The organism is Paenibacillus sp. NPDC056722 (genome assembly GCF_042790635.1).
Lineage (GTDB): Bacteria > Bacillota > Bacilli > Paenibacillales > Paenibacillaceae > Paenibacillus_AQ > Paenibacillus_AQ agri.
Window position 1 is genome coordinate 42,233 of the sequence record NZ_JBHTYV010000012.1, and the last position, 16,565, is coordinate 58,797.

The window sequence follows — 16,565 nt, forward strand, 5'->3', positions numbered from 1 at the left end:
AGCTCATAAGCCACCTGTTCTGCTCATATAAATGTATTTGTGAAGTCATATCACGGGAGGTTTGAACAGGTAATGCTATATGTATACGGACCGATGCTGCCAGTACGCATTCTGGAAGAAATCGTATTTTGGAAGACTCAGGAGAAGGAGCATACCGAGGTTATCAAGGCCATCGTTCCCAAGCTGGAACAGCCCTATGTGAAACTGCTGGATGAATGGGCTGTCGTCTTCGGTGCTACTGAGGAAGCTGCTAGACATCTGCTTGAGTCTGCTCTTTCTGCCCCGGCTCATGGGGATCAATGGGCCCTAATCAACGAGACTGAACAGCTACTGCGTGTGGCCAGCGCACAATCTACCGAATTTATAAGACAGCTATATGCCATCATGGAGGGCAGTGCTGCAATCAAAGCCGTGCCGCTGGCAACCATCGTCCTGCTGCATATCATCCGCGAATCGGAATACTTCCTGGCGGTCCTGCAGACATTGAATACCCCAGGGCAGCTAGGGGGACTGATGCGCGAGTATTCGCTGAGCGGCTTGGCAGATCCGGAGGAGCGATCTGCAGAACAGGATTATGTGGCGGAAAGTGACTATACAGCAGAACAAAGTGGATATGCGTTGAACGACTCAGCAGACGCGAACGAATGGCCAAGAGAGCAGGCTTTTTCAGCGGAAAGTGACTATATAGCAGGACAAAGCGGATATACGCTGAACGGCTCGCCAGATTCGGTGGAACGGTCAACACAGCAGCATTATTCAGCCGAAAATAACTACGCTGCAGAACAAAGCGGATATGCGCTGAACGGCTCGCCAGATTCGGTGGAACGGTCAACACAGCAGCATTATTCAGCGGAACAAAGCTATTTTGCAGAACAAGATCATCCGTATTTGCTACAAGAGTCCCGCGAACTATCTGCTGTTCCGATTGGCGGCCACCGTCTGCCTCCCCTCCCTTATGCATACAACGCACTGGAGCCCTATATTGATGAGAAAACGATGCGCATTCACCACGACAAGCACCATCAAAGCTACGTGGATGGCCTGAACAATGCCGAAATCAAGCTAGCTGAAGCCCGCAAAAGCGGTAATTTCGACTTGGTGAAGCATTGGGAACGGGAGCTTGCCTTTAACGGGGCCGGACACTACCTGCACACCATCTTTTGGAACGAAATGTCTCCACAGGGCGGCGGGCGTCCAACCGGACCATTACTGGATGCCATTGAACAAAGCTTTGGTAGCTACGACAGCTTCAAGCAGCAGTTCAGTGAAGCAGCGAACAAGGTAGAAGGTGGTGGATGGGCGATTCTGGTATGGAGTCCGCGTAGCCACAGACTGGAGATTTTAACCGCTGAGAAGCACCAAAACCTGTCCCAATGGGATGTCATTCCGCTGCTCGCTCTGGACGTATGGGAGCATGCATACTATCTGAAGCACCAAAATAAGCGTGACGACTATATCAAGGATTGGTGGAACGTGGTGAACTGGCCTTACGTATCCGAGCGCTACAATGCCGCTAGCAAGCTGGCTTGGAAGCCTTATTAAGAAATAAAGGTGGTTGCGTCCTAAACTGTTTTGGAGAGCGAGATATCCATGTTCAATTCAAATCTGCTAGATTTCTTAACATGAAGCTTCACTCTCACCGATGGCGTAAAATAAGTTATGCACCAAGATTTGGAGCCTACTACAGGGTATAGGAATAACAGGGATAGCTCCTGTTATTTTGATTCAATCCCCTTCTTTTCTAAAGATAACTGGAAAAACTCCTGTTAATCCCCTCATAATTAGGGTGTTATGAATAAAAAGAGGTTTTTAACGGGAGAAATTCCAGTTATGAATGGGAAAAAAGGCGAAATCAAATAATTAACGGTATATTTTCCCGCTATTCATACCCCGCATAACCTTGAATGACGGCTCGGGGAGGCAAGCCCCCTGGTTTAGGCTGCTCCGCGTTCGCTCGCCGCTACTGACGGAATCACTATTGGACTGCGGTTGCTGTTACTCCTCAATTTCTTAGAAGTTAATGCATCTCTATCACTGAATTATAAATGATCGGCTACGGAGGATTACGCAAGATAGCTCAGCAGCCCCAAAAGCCCAAACCGCCCCAGCAACACGTTAGATTTTCAAGTTCATAGTATATAGCAAGAAAATGCGTGCCTTTAAGCCCCCTACTGCTACCTTGGCATCCACTGACACCACCTTCACCACCTAGATAGTACGTACCTCTAGGCACGCCAGCGATCAAAAAAGGACCTGCCTGCCATCAAAATGGCTGGTAGGTCCTTTTTTGCTGTATTATTCCTTGATCAAAGCCAGAAACTCAGCACGGGCTGCGGCATCCTCACGGAAGGTTCCCCGTGTTGCCATCGTTACCGTCTTGCTTCCCGGCTTCTTCACGCCGCGGGCACACATGCACAAGTGTTCACCCTCCACCACGACCATCACGCCGTGGGGATTTAGCACCTCGGTCATAATGTCCGCGATCTGTGCTGTAATGCGTTCCTGCACCTGCAAGCGGCGGCTGACGGCTTCAACGAGCCGGGCCAGCTTGCTAAGTCCTGCTATTCTCCCGCTCGGCACATATCCGATATGCACTTTACCGAAGAAAGGGGCCATGTGATGCTCACACTGGCTGTAGTAGACGATATCTTTGACGATGACGAGCTCTTCATGTGACTCGTCAAAGCTAACGCCGAGCGCCTCACGGGGATCCACTGAGTATCCGCCGAAGATCTCCTCATACATCCGTGTAACACGCGCCGGGGTTTCCAGCAAACCCTCACGGGCCGTATCTTCCCCGATTAATTCCAATATTTTTTCAACGTGATACTCTATTTGCTCACGGTGTTTCGATACATTGCTGTTTACGTAGTCCTTGATGCCCCCCATGCACAACCTCTCCCTTCCGCACCCGCGCGAAAATCTATCTATACCGGACTACGGTTATCTGCCCTTGCGATTTCCGCCTCTGCCAGGAGCAGGACGTCCCGCCTGCGGGTTATTGCCCTTCATCATCTGCTGAGCCCGCTGCATTTGCTTGCTGTTCAGATTGTACCCCATTTGTTTGGCTACCTTTTGCAACATTTCCGGATCATTCTGCATCGTTGTCATTTGTCTGCGCAGATAGTATACACCGATGAAGAATCCACCGATCAGACCTACGACTAACGTAATAATTGGTAATGCAACACTCATCCCAAGTCCACCTCTATTGCTTTTGTCTACGCCACTAGGCACGCGAGTATATCATAGCATTTCAACAAGTGGACAGCAATTGGAAAAATTCATATTTCCGTCTCATTATTCGCGCTGCTCCTGCCCGCTCTGCAACTTCTCCCGGGCCCGGCCCAGCATCTCAAGCACCGTCTCATGCTGCTCAGTCTCCAGCGCCTGATTCACAGCCGCCAGCGCCTCTTCCCCGCCAATGCGCGACAGCGCCCAGGCGGCGGTTCCGCGCATCTCCGGCCGCGGCTCCCGCAGCAGAATCTCACACAGCTTAGGAACAGCTGCGGTCTCCTTGAAGTTCCCGAGCGCGATGATCGCGTTGCGCTGCATCGGCTTCTTGCCCCGCCACGCCGCTGAGCTACTGCCGAATTTCTCCTTGAACTCTCTGTTGCTGAGATCCAGAATCGGCATGAGCAGCGGTTTAACGACCTCAGGATCGGGCTGGAGCTGCGGACGGTGGTTCCAGTTCTTGCCGCGGTTTTTCGGACAGACGATCTGGCACGTATCACAGCCGTACAGCCGGTTTCCAATCTTGGTCATGTAGTCATCGCTCAGGAAGCCCTTGGTTTGTGTCAGAAAAGAAATGCAGGCCTGTGCGTTGAGCTGACCAGGGCCAACAAGCGCTCCAGTAGGACAAGCATCAATACATTTTGTGCATTCCCCGCACCCTTCCTGTACCGGTTCATCTGGAGGGAATGGAATATTCGTGACCATCTCTCCAAGAAAAATCCACGATCCCCACTTCGGCGAGATAATCGAGCAGTTTTTCCCGCTGAAGCCGATTCCGGCGCGCTCCGCCACCGCGCGATCCACCAGCACACCGGTATCGACCATGCTGTCCATCACAGCATCCGGTACCCGCTCGCGGATGAACTCTTCGAGATTCGCCAGCGCTTCTCGCAGCACATGGTGGTAATCTTGTCCCCAAGAGGCGCGGGCCAGAATGCCCCGGCGGGCACCTGGCTCCGACTTTGGCGGATTCTCCATTTTAGAAGGATACGCAACTGAAATGGAAATAATCGATTCCGGCTTATCGCCGGATTGCAGGGCCGGAATCGTTCTTTTATCGAGATCAGGCTCTTCGAACCCGGACTCGAAACCCTTCTCCCGGTGCTGCTGAAGTATATTTTTCAAGTAGAGAAAAGGCTCTGCGGTGGTGAACCCCACATCGTCAATTCCAAGTGATGACGCGGCCTCCTTGATCTCTGCCTTAAGCTCTTCCCACTTGGAGGGCGGTGGGGCATATGAGGTTTCCGGCATTTTGTGCATATCCGCATCCTCCTTTGATCTATTTTTAAAAAGGGAGCTGCTGTCCCCAATTATCGACAAAGTCCTTGGTACCAGGGTCCGGCAACATTCGTAATCATTCGCGCCTTCAGACCATTATAACAATAGAAAAGCATATCTCCCAGTCCTTTGCAAAGGACCCTCGAAGATATGCTTCAGTATAATGAAACAACTATCGTTCTCTATTCTAGGAAAATGTTTCCGCTTACGTAGTAGCCGAAATCAAGCCGATTAACCGACAATACTCAGCTTCCGTACGGATTTGAAGATTTGATTCTCACCATAGCCCATAGCTTCATACAATGGCAACGCAAACGAATTATGCTCGTCTACAGCTACAAAAATACCGCTGACTTTGCGTGCCTGAAACCGGTGCTCCATAGCCGTTACCAAACTTCTGCCGACTCCTCTACGGCGATAATCGGGATGTACAGCTATACGGAAATAACAGCCGTGATTCTTCTCGATCGTGCCAATAAGAGCGCCCACAATCTCTCCTTCGTCTTCAGCAACTACAATGAGATCGGAATCCCATGAAAGCTGTCTGGAGAAAGGCTCAATGGTGTTCTCAAAACACTCATCCGATAGCGCGGTCTGCAGCAGTTCAGTTACTGGGCTTACGTCGCTTAATTGAAAGGAACGAACGTGCATTCTTTAAAATCTCCCTTTTCTATGGCTTATGATTTTACAAAAAGAAGGAGTTCCCATAACAGTGTGGAGACGAAAAAAGCAACAAAAACCGAGGAATACCTGCTTTTAAATCTATTAAAGCACATATTTCTCGCTATATCATCACTTTTCTTTTGAAAGCGCTTGATTTGAAGCGTTTACAAAGTATTAGTTTACATTACTTCTTTATTAAGGAAATAAATCATGAATAAAGAGCGCATCACTGCGGAATCCTATTCCTTTGACACAGCGTTTACAATTGAAAAATGGGATGTTCAAACGCGGATACTTTGTAAACATTTTTGTTTATTTAGTATTGCATTATTGTTCCAGATGCTGTTTAATGATAGTAGTTAGACGGGTACATATCCCCATAGGTTATATTGGGATAACCTATAAAAAAACAACTAATATCAGGAGGGATTTTTCCATGGCATTTCAATTACCGGCACTTCCTTACGCGAACAACGCACTCGAACCACACATCGACGCTTTGACGATGGAGATTCACCACGACCGGCACCATAACACTTATGTGACGAACCTGAACGCCGCACTGGAAAAGGCACCTGAACTGGAAGGCAAAAGCATCGAAGAGCTTCTGACCGACCTGAACGCTATTCCTGAAGGCATCCGTACTGCTGTTCGCAACAATGGCGGCGGACATGCTAACCATACTTTGTTCTGGGAAGTTATCGGACCAAACGGCGGCGGCGCACCAACTGGCGCACTAGCTTCCGCAATCGACAGCGAGCTTGGCGGTTTCGACAAGTTCAAAGAAGATTTCGCAGCAGCAGCAACTACCCGCTTCGGCAGCGGCTGGGCTTGGCTTGTTGTAAAAGACGGCAAGCTGGCAGTTACAAGTACGCCTAACCAAGACAACCCGATCAGCGAAGGTGCAACTCCAATCCTTGGTCTGGATGTATGGGAGCATGCTTACTACCTGAACTACCAAAACAAACGCCCAGATTACATCAAAGCGTTCTGGAACGTAGTAAACTGGGAAGAAGTCGGCAAACGCTACGAAAGCGCTAAGTAAGACGCTTTGACTTCGCTGCCTTTTGAACGGCAGCATCCGCTTTCTACTATAAAAACAACAAAGAAGGTATCTCCTACGGCTTCAGGGCCAGGGAGATACCTTCTTTGTGTTGATATTCGGTAATTAGTACTCTGCTATCCGCGAACACGTTCATGGCAACAGGCTGCGAATGGCAGGTCTGTTGCCTTGAGTGTTGAGTAAATAGACGGCCAAGTTGGGACGGAGCGGGCTGTCCGCAACTGAAGGACTAAACTGCTCGACCCTACTCGGTCAAGCAAAGTCGAGCATCTTTATGTCCTGCCTAATACTACTCTTGCCCAGCCTGCTCCTGCTCATCAAAATAGCTGTTCAGCAGCTTCAGGAACACATTCGGAAAAGCATAATTGGCCATGTCCGCACGGTTGATCCAGCGGACTGCCCCCCGGTCGGCGGGATCGCCGCCGTCGTCAAACGGCTCCACAGGTGCGCTGCCCTCCGGCAGCAGCGCACCACCCGCAGCGGCTGCTGCAGCTGCGGCGCCGTACACCGCCCTGCCCTCTGCGGCGAGCGGCAGGGCCTCTTCCTCCCTGCAGCGGTACACCTGCAGGGTCCAGACGATATGGCTGAACACATGTTCCGCAGCCATCCAGTGCCCTTCCGGCCGGGCAGAGATCCCGGCCGACTGCAGGGACCGGCGCAGCCGGTCCTGCGCCGCGGCCTCCGGCAGCGGCGTGCGGGGTGCGCCGCCCTCCGCAGGCGGCGCAGGCCAGTGCGGCAGCTCCCACATGCGGGCGAGAAGCCCGCTGGATGGCCGCTGCCGGATGAGCACCCGGCCCGCGTGGGCACCGCGGCCCTCCACCAGAGCCGCCAGCCGCTCTTCCGGGCGCGGCGGCTTGGCCTTGGTCTTCACGGGCAGCTCGGTCTCGCAGCCCGCGAGACGCCCGGCGCAATGTTCCATCACCGGGCAGGTAAGGCAGCGCGGGGATTTCGGGGTGCAGACCAGTGCGCCCAGCTCCATGAGCGCCTGGTTGAAGCTAGAGGCTTCTCCTTCCGGAATCAGCTCTCTGACCAGTCCCTCCATTTTCACCCGAGTGGGTCCTTTGGCAATATCATCCCGAATCAGGAAATAACGGGACAATACACGCATAACATTGCCGTCGACAGCCGGCTCCGGCCGGTTAAAGGCAATACTGAGAATAGCCCCTGCTGTATAAGGGCCCACACCCTTCAGTCCGAACACCGCATCGCGGTCGTCTGGCACCTGTCCACCATAAAGCTCTTTCACCTGCTTGGCCGCATGCTGGATATTGCGGGCACGGGAATAATAACCGAGCCCTTCCCAGCATTTCAGCACATCTTCTTCGGGCGCATCGGCTAGCGATTCCACCGTCGGAAACCGTTCAATAAAACGGTGGAAATAAGGAATCACCGTATCGACCCGCGTCTGCTGCAGCATGATCTCAGAAATCCAGATATAATACGGATTGCGGTGACGACGCCACGGCAGATCCCGTTTTTCCCTCTGATACCACTCCAGCAAATGGCGGCTGAAAAACACCTTAGCCTCCTGCTGTTGTTGCTCTTGCTGTATCATCTTCTATTCCCCTTATTCTTGTGTATTCATAGTCCTCTTATGGAGACTCCACTACCGCAAAAGCCGAGGCTAATTCACGGGTATGGGTGATCGTCAGATGTATAGTGTAGCCCGTGCCTTCCGGCAAGGCTAGTCTTGCCCAGGCCTCCGCAGATAGTGTAACCACCGGCTTGCCCAGCCCGTCCGGCAGGATCTCGATATCCTGAAAACCCACCTGACTGCCGATTCCGCAACCCAGAGCCTTAACGACAGCTTCCTTGGCTGCGAAGCGACCGGCTGCAAATTCCCCAGCCTTGCCGCCCCGCCCCTTCGCCAGAAGCCGCTCCTTCTCCGTCAAGATCCGCTGTAACAACTTCGCACCTATACCCTTTTGCATCATTGCCGTGATTCGCTCAATCTCCAGAAGATCATGTCCGATACCGTATATCAATATTTCACGCTCCTTGTAGACGTGTATCCCCGATTGCTTCATTTAATGGTATTATTAATGGTAAGAACTTCTTGTAGAACCTTTGTTGAACATATACCGATATAATAGAAGTGAACCTAATTTTACTGCCTATACTAAACCCTTCTGTATCTTAAAAGAAAATCGGGCGGAAGTCTATTCTGCACCTGTCCATTGACTATAACCGCCTTACGATAAACGCCACTCTGTATAGAAAAGAGGGACCGCCCTATGAATCGCAGCTTCGAAATTCCAGCCGGAAATGATGCCCTGCTCCGTTGCTCTCGCTTTCCTGCCCACGACACACCGAAGAGCCTCGTTATCATTATTCACGGTTACAAAGGGTTCAAGGATTGGGGAATGTTCCCCTATCTCGCCAATGCACTCAGCCGCGAGCATGAAGTCGTCACCTTCAACTTCTCACATTCAGGGATTGGAGAAGATTTGCACAATTTTACCGAGCTCGATAAATTTGCGCGCAACACCTTCAGCCGCGAGCTCAAAGACATGGAGATTCTACTCTCTTATCTGAACCAGCACCCTGATTTGGGCAGCCTTCCCGTCTTTCTCCTGGGACATAGCCGGGGCGGGGCAGACGCACTGTTATACGCGTTGGATCATCCGGAAGGAATCACAGGTGTCATCTCCTGGAATGGTGTGACCCATCCTGAGCATTTGTACTCGCCGGATCAGAAACGAGATATGCTACAGCAAGGCCGGGCTTATATCCTTAATGGCCGCACAGGCCAGCAAATGCCACTGGATGCAGTGCTTCTGGAAGATCTCAAGCAGCACGAAGAGCGGTATCATATCCTGAAGCGGATGAAGGAAGCTACTTTTCCCACTGTCTTGATTCAGGGCACACGTGATGGCGAGCATTTGCGGCGCGGTTCAGCAGAGTTGACCGAGATCCGTCCGGATATCGACTGGGTACAAATTCCGGAAGGAAATCATACCTTTGGAACCGTACATCCTTTTGCAGGAACCACCCCACAACTGGAGCAGGCTATTGCGGTCTCTGAAGCTTTTATCGACCGTACACTTGCTAACCTGCCTGGAAAATAACTATCGCTTCCCCTTGCTCTGCCGGATGGATCGCAGTTGCCCCTTTATGCTGTACGCTCCCAGCTCCAACCACAAAACGCCAAGAACCGCCGCGGACTCTGCACTGTTTCACAGAGATGCCCGCGGCGGTTCCCGAGATCAGGTATGCTTTTGCTTTATTAAATACCCGGAATGACATTACGCTTGTGCGCTGTTCTACGGTAGTAGCTCTCCAGCTTCTCTGCGACTTCAGGACGAACCTGCTTGCCTTCCAGATAATCGCTGTTATCATCATAGCTAATGCCAAGCTCCGTCTCGTCCGTCTGTCCAGGCCAAAGTCCGGCCGTAGGCGCTTTAGTGACTACTTCTTCTGGCACACCGATATAGCTGGCCACTTGCCGCACCTGACGTTTGTTCAGGGTAGAGAGAGGTGTAATATCGACAGCCCCGTCACCCCATTTGGTATAGAACCCGGTAATCGCCTCGGAAGCATGATCCGTGCCAACTACAAGCAGATTCTTCTCAAAAGAAAGTGCGTATTGCATCACCATCCGTGTTCTGGCCTTCACGTTCCCCTTACCCTGATGGGTCATATGACGGTGATCACCAAGTGCCTTCATGCCATGCTCCACTTCAAGAGCGATTTCGTTCACGGCTTCCTCGATATTAGTCTCTACTGTATGCTTCAAGTCAAAAGCCTTGGCTACAGCATAACTGTGGTCAATATCTTCCTGTTCCCCGTAAGGCTGGAATACACCAAGAGTCACATACTCTTTGCCTTCCTGCTCCGACAGCTCGTCCGTTGCCCGTTTGCACAGACCCGCGGCCACCGCGCTGTCTACTCCGCCACTAATGGCGATTAGCAGCCCTTTGGCGCCTGCTTGAAGTACGTATTTTTTTAGAAAATCGACTCGCTTCTGAACCTCTGCCTCTGCATCAATTGTTGGTTTGACACCGAGGTCGGCGATAATCTCTTCCTGCAAACTCACAAACTACACCCCGTTTCATCAGTCTGAAATGATTCCATCATCATCATATCACCATAATAATGGGATCTGAACACTTCCAAACCTATTCTGTCCCAAACATGGAGGGAACATCAAGCCCGAAAGTATGTATTTCTATTTTGAAAAATCCCGCATGCAGCCGGAATATCCGGCGCAGCGAGATTATATGGAATAGCTATGATTTTATTGGCAGAGACGGTTGAATACTTCCTTCAATTCAGCAGCAATTTCAGCTGCGGAACGGTCTTCAACAGAGTGACGCTCGATGAAGTGAACCAGTTCTCCATCCTTCATCAGTGCGATGGAAGGCGAAGACGGCGCATATGGAGCGAAATACTCACGCGCTTTGGCTGTAGCTTCCTTCTCCTGACCGGCGAATACTGTGAACAGGTGATCCGGCACAATCTCATTTTGCAACGCTTGGGCTACGCCCGGACGGCATTGGCCAGCAGCGCATCCGCATACGGAATTAACAACTACAAGCGCTGTACCCTTGGCATTTGGAAGCGCAGCTTCTACCGCTTCTGGGGTCAACAGCTCCTCGAATCCGATGCCTGTCAGATCGTCACGCATAGGCTGGATTGAATCTCTCATATATTGGCTAAAAGACATGGACATTTCTCAGCACTCTCCTTTGCACTTTAGCTGCTTGTCAGACAATATCACAACAGCACTTACTAACTTTATTATACATCCATACTCTGTGAAAGCAAGGGATGAACAAGGCCCTTCGGCACTCTTCATCTTGCAGATACTTCCTTGGTCTCTGCAATCACATACTCCGACATCTCTGCGTGCACAGCAGGAAAGGATATCGTAAACACTGTTCCCTTGCCTTCCTCCGAATCGACGGCAATCGTGCCGTTATGCCGCTCGACAATGCTAAGGCACAGCGACAGCCCAAGACCTGTCCCCTGACTTTTTGTCGTAAAAAACGGAACAAACAGCTGCTCCCGCTGGCTTTCCGAAATCCCACTCCCTGTATCTCGTATGATCAGTTCCACATGATCCTTCACGGTTCGCGTTTCCAGTGTCAATACCCCCTTGGGACCCATGGCCTCCATCCCGTTACGGCCAAGGTTGAGGATCAATTGCTTGATCTCCCGGACATTCAGATCCAGCGAAGGCAGTGAGGAACTCAGCTTCACTTCAACGCTTTGCCCACGCAGATTGGCATCTGCCCATAGCAAGGGACTGAGATCATCAATAATTTCATGCAAGAGGACATTCTCCTTGTGCGAAATACGACTCTGGGCAAGCGACAGAAAGTCATTGATGATACTGTTAGCACGGTCCAACTCCTCCATCACGATATGATAATAGGATTCTAGATCTGGTCCGCTCTTCTCCCTCATAAGCTGGAGAAAACCACGCACCACTGCCATGGGATTGCGGATTTCATGGGTGATGCCCGCTGCCATTTGACCTACCAGGGTAAGCCGTTCTACATTGTCCAGTTCACTCCGCATTTTCTCTTCCTCGGTCAAATCCTGGACGATCAGCAGGGATCCGCCGGACAGTCCCGGCATCCGGGGAGGGAGTGGGGCTATGAATATGTGATACACCTTTGCTTTATGAATGACTTTCTCACTGGAACGCTCTTTGGTCCTGATGCTGGCACGCATGCGTGTGAAAATCTCTTCGTCTACATCCTCCCTGAACAAACGACAGACAGGTTGCGACATAATATCGACTTTAGTGACATTAGGATAATGGCTGCGGATCAGTTCCAGCATATAATCGTTGATCCCCGTGATCGCTCCATTCTCATCCAGCGACATAATGCTGAGCGGCATGATGTCGGTAATCTGCTGAAGCTTCTCCGACTCCCACTGAAACTTTTCGGTGAAATCCTTCATTCGTTCTTTGAGATGAACCCTCCCCCAAGTCACTTCTACAAAATAAATGAATACCGCCCCCAGAACGATGGCAATAAACACATATAGGGTAAGAATAAGCGCTTCCATAGCATCTCCTGAATTGCCAAAGTGCCGCTCATATTTGTCTTGTCCGCCCAAAATCGGTACTAGTGCCACGAATAGCATGCTTGGGAGCAGCACCATCCAGAGCAGGCCGATTTTCTCTACGGCCGTCCCCTTCTTAAAACGGTTGGACATACCAAACAGCAACGGGTAGAGCAATACAGACGAATTCAGCAATAGCGTACTCAGACCTTCCGTCTTGGAGAAGAGAATGTTGCAGAAGAGAAATAAGAGGGACAGACAAAATCCTGAACGGAAGCTGCCGTATAATATGCCAATAAAGGCTGGTAAAATTCCTAGATTGAGATAGGTAATTCCGAATAAGGACGTGGACATTAACGAGCATAGCGTAACACTCAGCGCACATGCTATCATCAAAAAGGACTGGTTATCCAATTTGCTGTTCCTGCGTTTGCAATGGTTCTGATCCAGCCACCATTGAAAGAGAAACAAAAAGGAGCTCGCAGCCGATATTTGCAATAAAATATCCTTAACCGCACCAGTAATTGAAATCACTCCCCAAGTTGGACAAATAATCCTTCACCCTTAGATTAAAGCATACCCGCGCTTTTCTGACAATTGTAAATCGACAAATGATGTCAGGACTGTGACATCAGAGTCGAAAATGGTATGATGCCGATAGAAGAACGGTAGACACAACCTCTGCTTTGACATGTAAAGGAGTAAATTCATGCTTAACTACGATGTAATAGTGATTGGTGGCGGCTCTTCCGGGCTGATGGCCAGCGTGGCTGCAGCCGAGCACGGAGCATCCGTCCTGCTGGTTGATAAAGGCTCCAAACTGGGCCGAAAGCTTGGTATTTCAGGCGGTGGACGCTGCAACGTGACCAATATTAAGGAGAACGCTGATCTGATCGCCCATATTCCGGGTAACGGACGTTTTCTGTACAGCGCCTTCGACCATTTTAACAACCGGGATATCATCGCTTTCTTTGAAGGCCTTGGCATCCCTTTAAAAGAAGAAGACAACGGGCGAATGTTCCCCGTTTCCGATAAAGCTTCAAGCGTTGTCTCGGCACTAATCAGCAAGGTCAAGAGCCTCGGTGTACAGATCCTGACCGACAGCCCGGTTCGTGAGGTGCTATATGAGAACGGGACGGTTAAAGGCGTCCGACTGATGTCCGGCGCAGTACATCATTCTTCAGCTGTGATCGTCGCTACCGGCGGTAAGTCCGTACCCCAGACAGGTTCCACCGGGGACGGATATCCCTGGGCTATAGCAGCCGGACACACCATTACGGAGCTGTTCCCGACAGAGGTGCCGATCCTCTCACGGGAGGAATGGATCAAATCCGGTGACCTACAGGGCTTGTCCCTGCGTGATGTAAACCTGACGGTCTGGAATCCCAAAGGGAAGAAGGTTATCGCCCATCGCGGGGATATGATCTTCACCCATTTTGGTCTGTCCGGACCCATTGCCCTGCGCTGCAGCCAGTTTCTGCGCCAGGTGAAGAACAAATTCGGGGTGGATGCGGTGGAATTGTCCATCGATCTGTTCCCGGATCTTCACCCGCAGGAACTGGAATCTCAGATTCAGGACAAGCTGGAACAAGAGCCGAAAAAAGCGATCCGCAATTCCCTTAAGGGATTACTGCCTGAGCGCATGATTCCGCTGCTGCTGTCCAAAGCGGGACTGGATGGGGATATTACCGGCCACAGCCTGCCTAAGAATGGCCTGCTGTCATTGGCCTCCCTCCTGAAAAGGATGCCAATCTTGGTACATGGCACCCGTTCCATAGAGGAAGCCTTCGTGACCGGAGGCGGCGTCAATCTGAAGGAGATTGAACCCAAAACGATGGAATCCCGGGTAATGCCGGGCTTGTTCTTCTGCGGCGAAGTACTGGATATCCACGGTTATACAGGCGGCTATAATATTACTGCTGCGTTCTCAACGGGCTATACAGCCGGGAAGCATGCCGCTGAGGCCCGCAATAACTAAAGCTGGCCGACCACAAGTAGAGCTACAAGCAGCACCTCTATGGTGATAATAAGGACATGGACTAGAGAGCCTAAACTATCAAGCTTAAACTGTAGAACCTAAATTATAGGGCTGCTACCACAAAACCAGCGTAACGGAGCAATATCCGTTACGCTGGTTTTATTTTACGAGCTTTTTGATTTGCAGTTGCTCTACTTTCACTCTGTTTCTGCTTTTTGCTAATGCTTCTGCTCTTACTAATGCTTTAGCATCTCAGTTATGTTCTAGCGTCCATTCCTTCTCACGAACTGAGTCGAAAGGTGCTGAATATTCTTGCAATCATGATACCGCCCAGGCAGCCAACAGGGATGAATAGCAGCAGCCCCCACCACGCATAGAGCTGCAAGCAGATCACACCCGCACAGAATACGGAAAATGGAATGAGCAGAATAGGAACTGCCTTTGCACCGGCTCCATTCTTCTGCTCCTTGGTAAAGGGTAATATCCCTACAAAATCATCACCCGAAAATAAAGACCAGAAGGAATGCAGCCAATAGGCCATCAGCGAATTCAGCACGATAAATACCAGCCACTTCAGAATAGAGGGGACGATAAATATGGCCACTCCTGTTACCCCGGCGAACGACAGGTACAGCTTCATATGCGCCGGATTCCGTACCAGTGCTTTAACCGCAGCGGCTGCGAAGCGGCTCTCAGCCTGCTTTGATCGCAGCAGCGGCTGAGACCTGCGGAAGATCCACGGCTTGTGCCGGGTCGGGCGCGGCTTATCCACCACACCGCGCAGCAGCAAGCTCGCTATATTCATACGCTGCTTGTAATCCTCGCGCACATCGTTCATGAACGTGCCACGCAACAGGAAGCGCCGCTGGATGGCTGTAGTCGTGGCAGCCGCAAAAACTCCGGCAACCGTCAGCAGGAGACCTGGACTGTCGTACCACAGAATAGCCATCCGAAGGTAGAATCCGCAGGGAATGACAATAGCCGGAATCTGCCACAGCCATTTCCGCCACCCTTGTCGCTGTACACTGACCAGATGTCCCAGCAGCTTGACGCACCAACTCGTGACTACCGTCAGGATCAGTAGTACAACAGCTGCTGATACAGGCACATGATAACTGCGTATGATAAAGGGCAGCATGCCCAGATAAACTGCCCCTATCTTCAGTGTGGTCACACCTAGACTATACAACAGGCCGCGCCACATTATGGCGTTGACCCAACGCTGACGCTGACGAAGAAATAGCAGATCGCCCTCCTGCAGAAACAGCAGCAAGCCTCCCTTGCTAATCAATATCGCCAGTAGCGCAGGAACGAATAGATAGGGCATTGCTGTACTCCAAGCGGGAAGAGGCTCGACCCAATACCCGTAATAGATCCGCCCTCCAAGTAAGAGGCCGGGAATAATGATATAGAGCAGTACCGTCCAATCAGCAGCGGTACGAATAATCGTCCATTGCTCCCGCCAATGCGAGAGCAGCCTTCTGCGGAAGATCCGCTGTGCCGTCGGGAAAGCGTAGGCGGAACGACTTTGCCCACTCATGCCAATTCGTCGAAGCAATCAAACAACGACGCCTCCGGTAATCCGGCCTGAGCGCGGATATCCTCCAGTGTTCCGGTTGCTGCTATTTTACCGCCGGAGATCAGCACGAAATCATCGCAGATTTTCTCCGCAGTATCCAGGACATGCGTAGACATTAATACTCCCGCCCCGCGTACCCGCTCCGCTTCCAGTAGCCGCAGAAAGTCTTTCGTAGCCCTTGGGTCCAGCCCGATGAACGGCTCGTCCACGATATAAATGTCCGGCTGCACCAGGAATCCGAGCATTAGCATCATTTTCTGCTTCATCCCCTTAGAGAATCCCGCCGGCAAGTCATTGCGCACAGGCTCCATGCCGAACTGCTTTAGCAGTCTTTCCGCCGTCTCCTGAAACTGCCCGTATTCCAGTCCGTAGGCAGCAGCAGCCAAATCCAGATGCTCCCACAGTGTCAGATCCTCATAGAAAACCGGCTGCTCCGGCACGTAGGCATACGATTTGTTCGCTCCGCCGATCTCAACCTTGGACTTGGCATGCTTCAACAGGCCGAGCAGTGTCTTGATAGTTGTACTTTTACCCGCCCCGTTCGGCCCAATCAGACCCAGTAGCTGCCCACGCCGGACCTGAAAGGAAATATCGAAGATCCGGGGATCGCCTGCCTCATAACCTGCCTTTACGATGTCAACGTCCAATACAATGTCGTCTGTCTCTGTAATGTCCTTCGTTTCCCTTACCTGTGCAGCCCCGATCTCTTCCATCCTGCCCATCTCCTACATTTAGGTTATTGAAATCCTAAA

General features: G+C 51.2%; 14 protein-coding genes and 1 pseudogene. 4 read left to right on the forward strand and 11 right to left on the reverse strand.

Features of this window, described 5'->3' with window-relative positions; translation table 11 throughout:
* Positions 1-72: 72 nt before the first annotated feature.
* Entirely contained in the window at positions 73-1,542 is a 1,470-nt protein-coding gene (locus tag ACFRAM_RS22825; protein ID WP_379468395.1) for a Fe-Mn family superoxide dismutase, read from the forward strand.
* 753 nt (positions 1,543-2,295) lie between these two features.
* Here the strand turns inward: ACFRAM_RS22825 and folE are convergent.
* From folE to ACFRAM_RS22845, 4 genes and pseudogenes are all read right to left on the reverse strand, one after another.
* Positions 2,296-2,889 carry a GTP cyclohydrolase I FolE gene (gene folE, locus ACFRAM_RS22830; protein ID WP_066374474.1) on the reverse strand — a complete coding sequence of 198 codons (594 nt, stop codon included), beginning with the start codon at positions 2,887-2,889 and terminating at the stop codon, positions 2,296-2,298.
* 54 nt (positions 2,890-2,943) lie between these two features.
* Positions 2,944-3,195 (reverse strand): YneF family protein, encoded by a 252-nt coding sequence (locus tag ACFRAM_RS22835; RefSeq protein ID WP_379468397.1) that lies wholly within the window; start codon positions 3,193-3,195, stop codon positions 2,944-2,946.
* A gap of 120 nt (positions 3,196-3,315) precedes the next feature.
* A pseudogene (gene queG, locus ACFRAM_RS22840) lies at positions 3,316-4,485 on the reverse strand (tRNA epoxyqueuosine(34) reductase QueG); the annotation flags it as partial.
* 258 nt (positions 4,486-4,743) lie between these two features.
* Entirely contained in the window at positions 4,744-5,163 is a 420-nt protein-coding gene (locus tag ACFRAM_RS22845; RefSeq protein ID WP_066374477.1) for a GNAT family N-acetyltransferase, read from the reverse strand.
* 448 nt (positions 5,164-5,611) lie between these two features.
* Here ACFRAM_RS22845 and ACFRAM_RS22850 point away from each other — a divergent pair, with 448 nt between their 5' ends.
* Positions 5,612-6,220, forward strand: a complete 609-nt coding sequence (locus ACFRAM_RS22850) for a superoxide dismutase (protein WP_175372152.1) — start codon at positions 5,612-5,614, stop codon at positions 6,218-6,220.
* Positions 6,221-6,527: 307 nt separating this feature from the next.
* Here ACFRAM_RS22850 and mutY read toward each other — a convergent pair whose 3' ends face one another.
* Both mutY and acpS read right to left on the reverse strand, forming a co-directional pair.
* Positions 6,528-7,793, reverse strand: a complete 1,266-nt coding sequence (mutY, locus tag ACFRAM_RS22855) for an A/G-specific adenine glycosylase (RefSeq protein ID WP_379468400.1) — start codon at positions 7,791-7,793, stop codon at positions 6,528-6,530.
* A 37-nt stretch (positions 7,794-7,830) separates the two neighbouring features.
* A complete protein-coding gene (acpS, locus tag ACFRAM_RS22860) occupies positions 7,831-8,223 on the reverse strand; it encodes a holo-ACP synthase (protein ID WP_379468402.1) in 393 nt (130 codons plus the stop codon).
* Positions 8,224-8,472: 249 nt separating this feature from the next.
* Between acpS and ACFRAM_RS22865 the strand changes: the two genes are divergently transcribed.
* A complete protein-coding gene (locus ACFRAM_RS22865; protein ID WP_379468404.1) occupies positions 8,473-9,306 on the forward strand; it encodes an alpha/beta fold hydrolase in 834 nt (277 codons plus the stop codon).
* Between the two features lie 158 nt (positions 9,307-9,464).
* Here ACFRAM_RS22865 and nadE read toward each other — a convergent pair whose 3' ends face one another.
* The 3 genes from nadE to ACFRAM_RS22880 form a co-directional block, all read right to left on the reverse strand.
* On the reverse strand, positions 9,465-10,274 hold the full coding sequence (gene nadE, locus ACFRAM_RS22870) for an ammonia-dependent NAD(+) synthetase (protein WP_175372156.1): 810 nt from the start codon (positions 10,272-10,274) through the stop codon (positions 9,465-9,467).
* Positions 10,275-10,475: 201 nt separating this feature from the next.
* Complete coding sequence (locus ACFRAM_RS22875) at positions 10,476-10,910, reverse strand: BrxA/BrxB family bacilliredoxin (protein WP_066374486.1); 435 nt, start codon at positions 10,908-10,910, stop codon at positions 10,476-10,478.
* A gap of 122 nt (positions 10,911-11,032) precedes the next feature.
* Positions 11,033-12,790, reverse strand: a complete 1,758-nt coding sequence (locus tag ACFRAM_RS22880) for a two-component system sensor histidine kinase NtrB (protein WP_379468407.1) — start codon at positions 12,788-12,790, stop codon at positions 11,033-11,035.
* A gap of 175 nt (positions 12,791-12,965) precedes the next feature.
* On the opposite strand from ACFRAM_RS22880, the gene ACFRAM_RS22885 reads away from it, so the two are divergent.
* Positions 12,966-14,234, forward strand: a complete 1,269-nt coding sequence (locus ACFRAM_RS22885; protein WP_379468409.1) for a BaiN/RdsA family NAD(P)/FAD-dependent oxidoreductase — start codon at positions 12,966-12,968, stop codon at positions 14,232-14,234.
* A gap of 280 nt (positions 14,235-14,514) precedes the next feature.
* Here ACFRAM_RS22885 and ACFRAM_RS22890 read toward each other — a convergent pair whose 3' ends face one another.
* Together ACFRAM_RS22890 and ACFRAM_RS22895 are read right to left on the reverse strand one after the other, a co-directional pair.
* Entirely contained in the window at positions 14,515-15,792 is a 1,278-nt protein-coding gene (locus ACFRAM_RS22890; protein ID WP_379468411.1) for an ABC transporter permease, read from the reverse strand.
* Positions 15,771-16,526: an ABC transporter ATP-binding protein gene (locus ACFRAM_RS22895; protein ID WP_379468413.1), complete on the reverse strand. Its 756-nt coding sequence runs from the start codon at positions 16,524-16,526 to the stop codon at positions 15,771-15,773. The genes ACFRAM_RS22890 and ACFRAM_RS22895 overlap by 22 nt, the downstream gene beginning before the upstream one ends.
* Positions 16,527-16,565 lie beyond the last annotated feature (39 nt).

Coding starts and splice junctions, on each gene's coding strand:
- ACFRAM_RS22845 (WP_066374477.1), bottom strand. CDS start 5,163: ATGCACGTTCGTTCCTTTCAATTAAGCGACGTAAGCCCAGTAACTGAA.
- folE (WP_066374474.1), bottom strand. CDS start 2,889: ATGGGGGGCATCAAGGACTACGTAAACAGCAATGTATCGAAACACCGT.
- ACFRAM_RS22835 (WP_379468397.1), bottom strand. CDS start 3,195: ATGAGTGTTGCATTACCAATTATTACGTTAGTCGTAGGTCTGATCGGT.
- ACFRAM_RS22850 (WP_175372152.1), top strand. CDS start 5,612: ATGGCATTTCAATTACCGGCACTTCCTTACGCGAACAACGCACTCGAA.
- ACFRAM_RS22865 (WP_379468404.1), top strand. CDS start 8,473: ATGAATCGCAGCTTCGAAATTCCAGCCGGAAATGATGCCCTGCTCCGT.
- ACFRAM_RS22875 (WP_066374486.1), bottom strand. CDS start 10,910: ATGTCCATGTCTTTTAGCCAATATATGAGAGATTCAATCCAGCCTATG.
- ACFRAM_RS22825 (WP_379468395.1), top strand. CDS start 73: ATGCTATATGTATACGGACCGATGCTGCCAGTACGCATTCTGGAAGAA.
- ACFRAM_RS22895 (WP_379468413.1), bottom strand. CDS start 16,526: ATGGAAGAGATCGGGGCTGCACAGGTAAGGGAAACGAAGGACATTACA.
- mutY (WP_379468400.1), bottom strand. CDS start 7,793: ATGATACAGCAAGAGCAACAACAGCAGGAGGCTAAGGTGTTTTTCAGC.
- ACFRAM_RS22885 (WP_379468409.1), top strand. CDS start 12,966: ATGCTTAACTACGATGTAATAGTGATTGGTGGCGGCTCTTCCGGGCTG.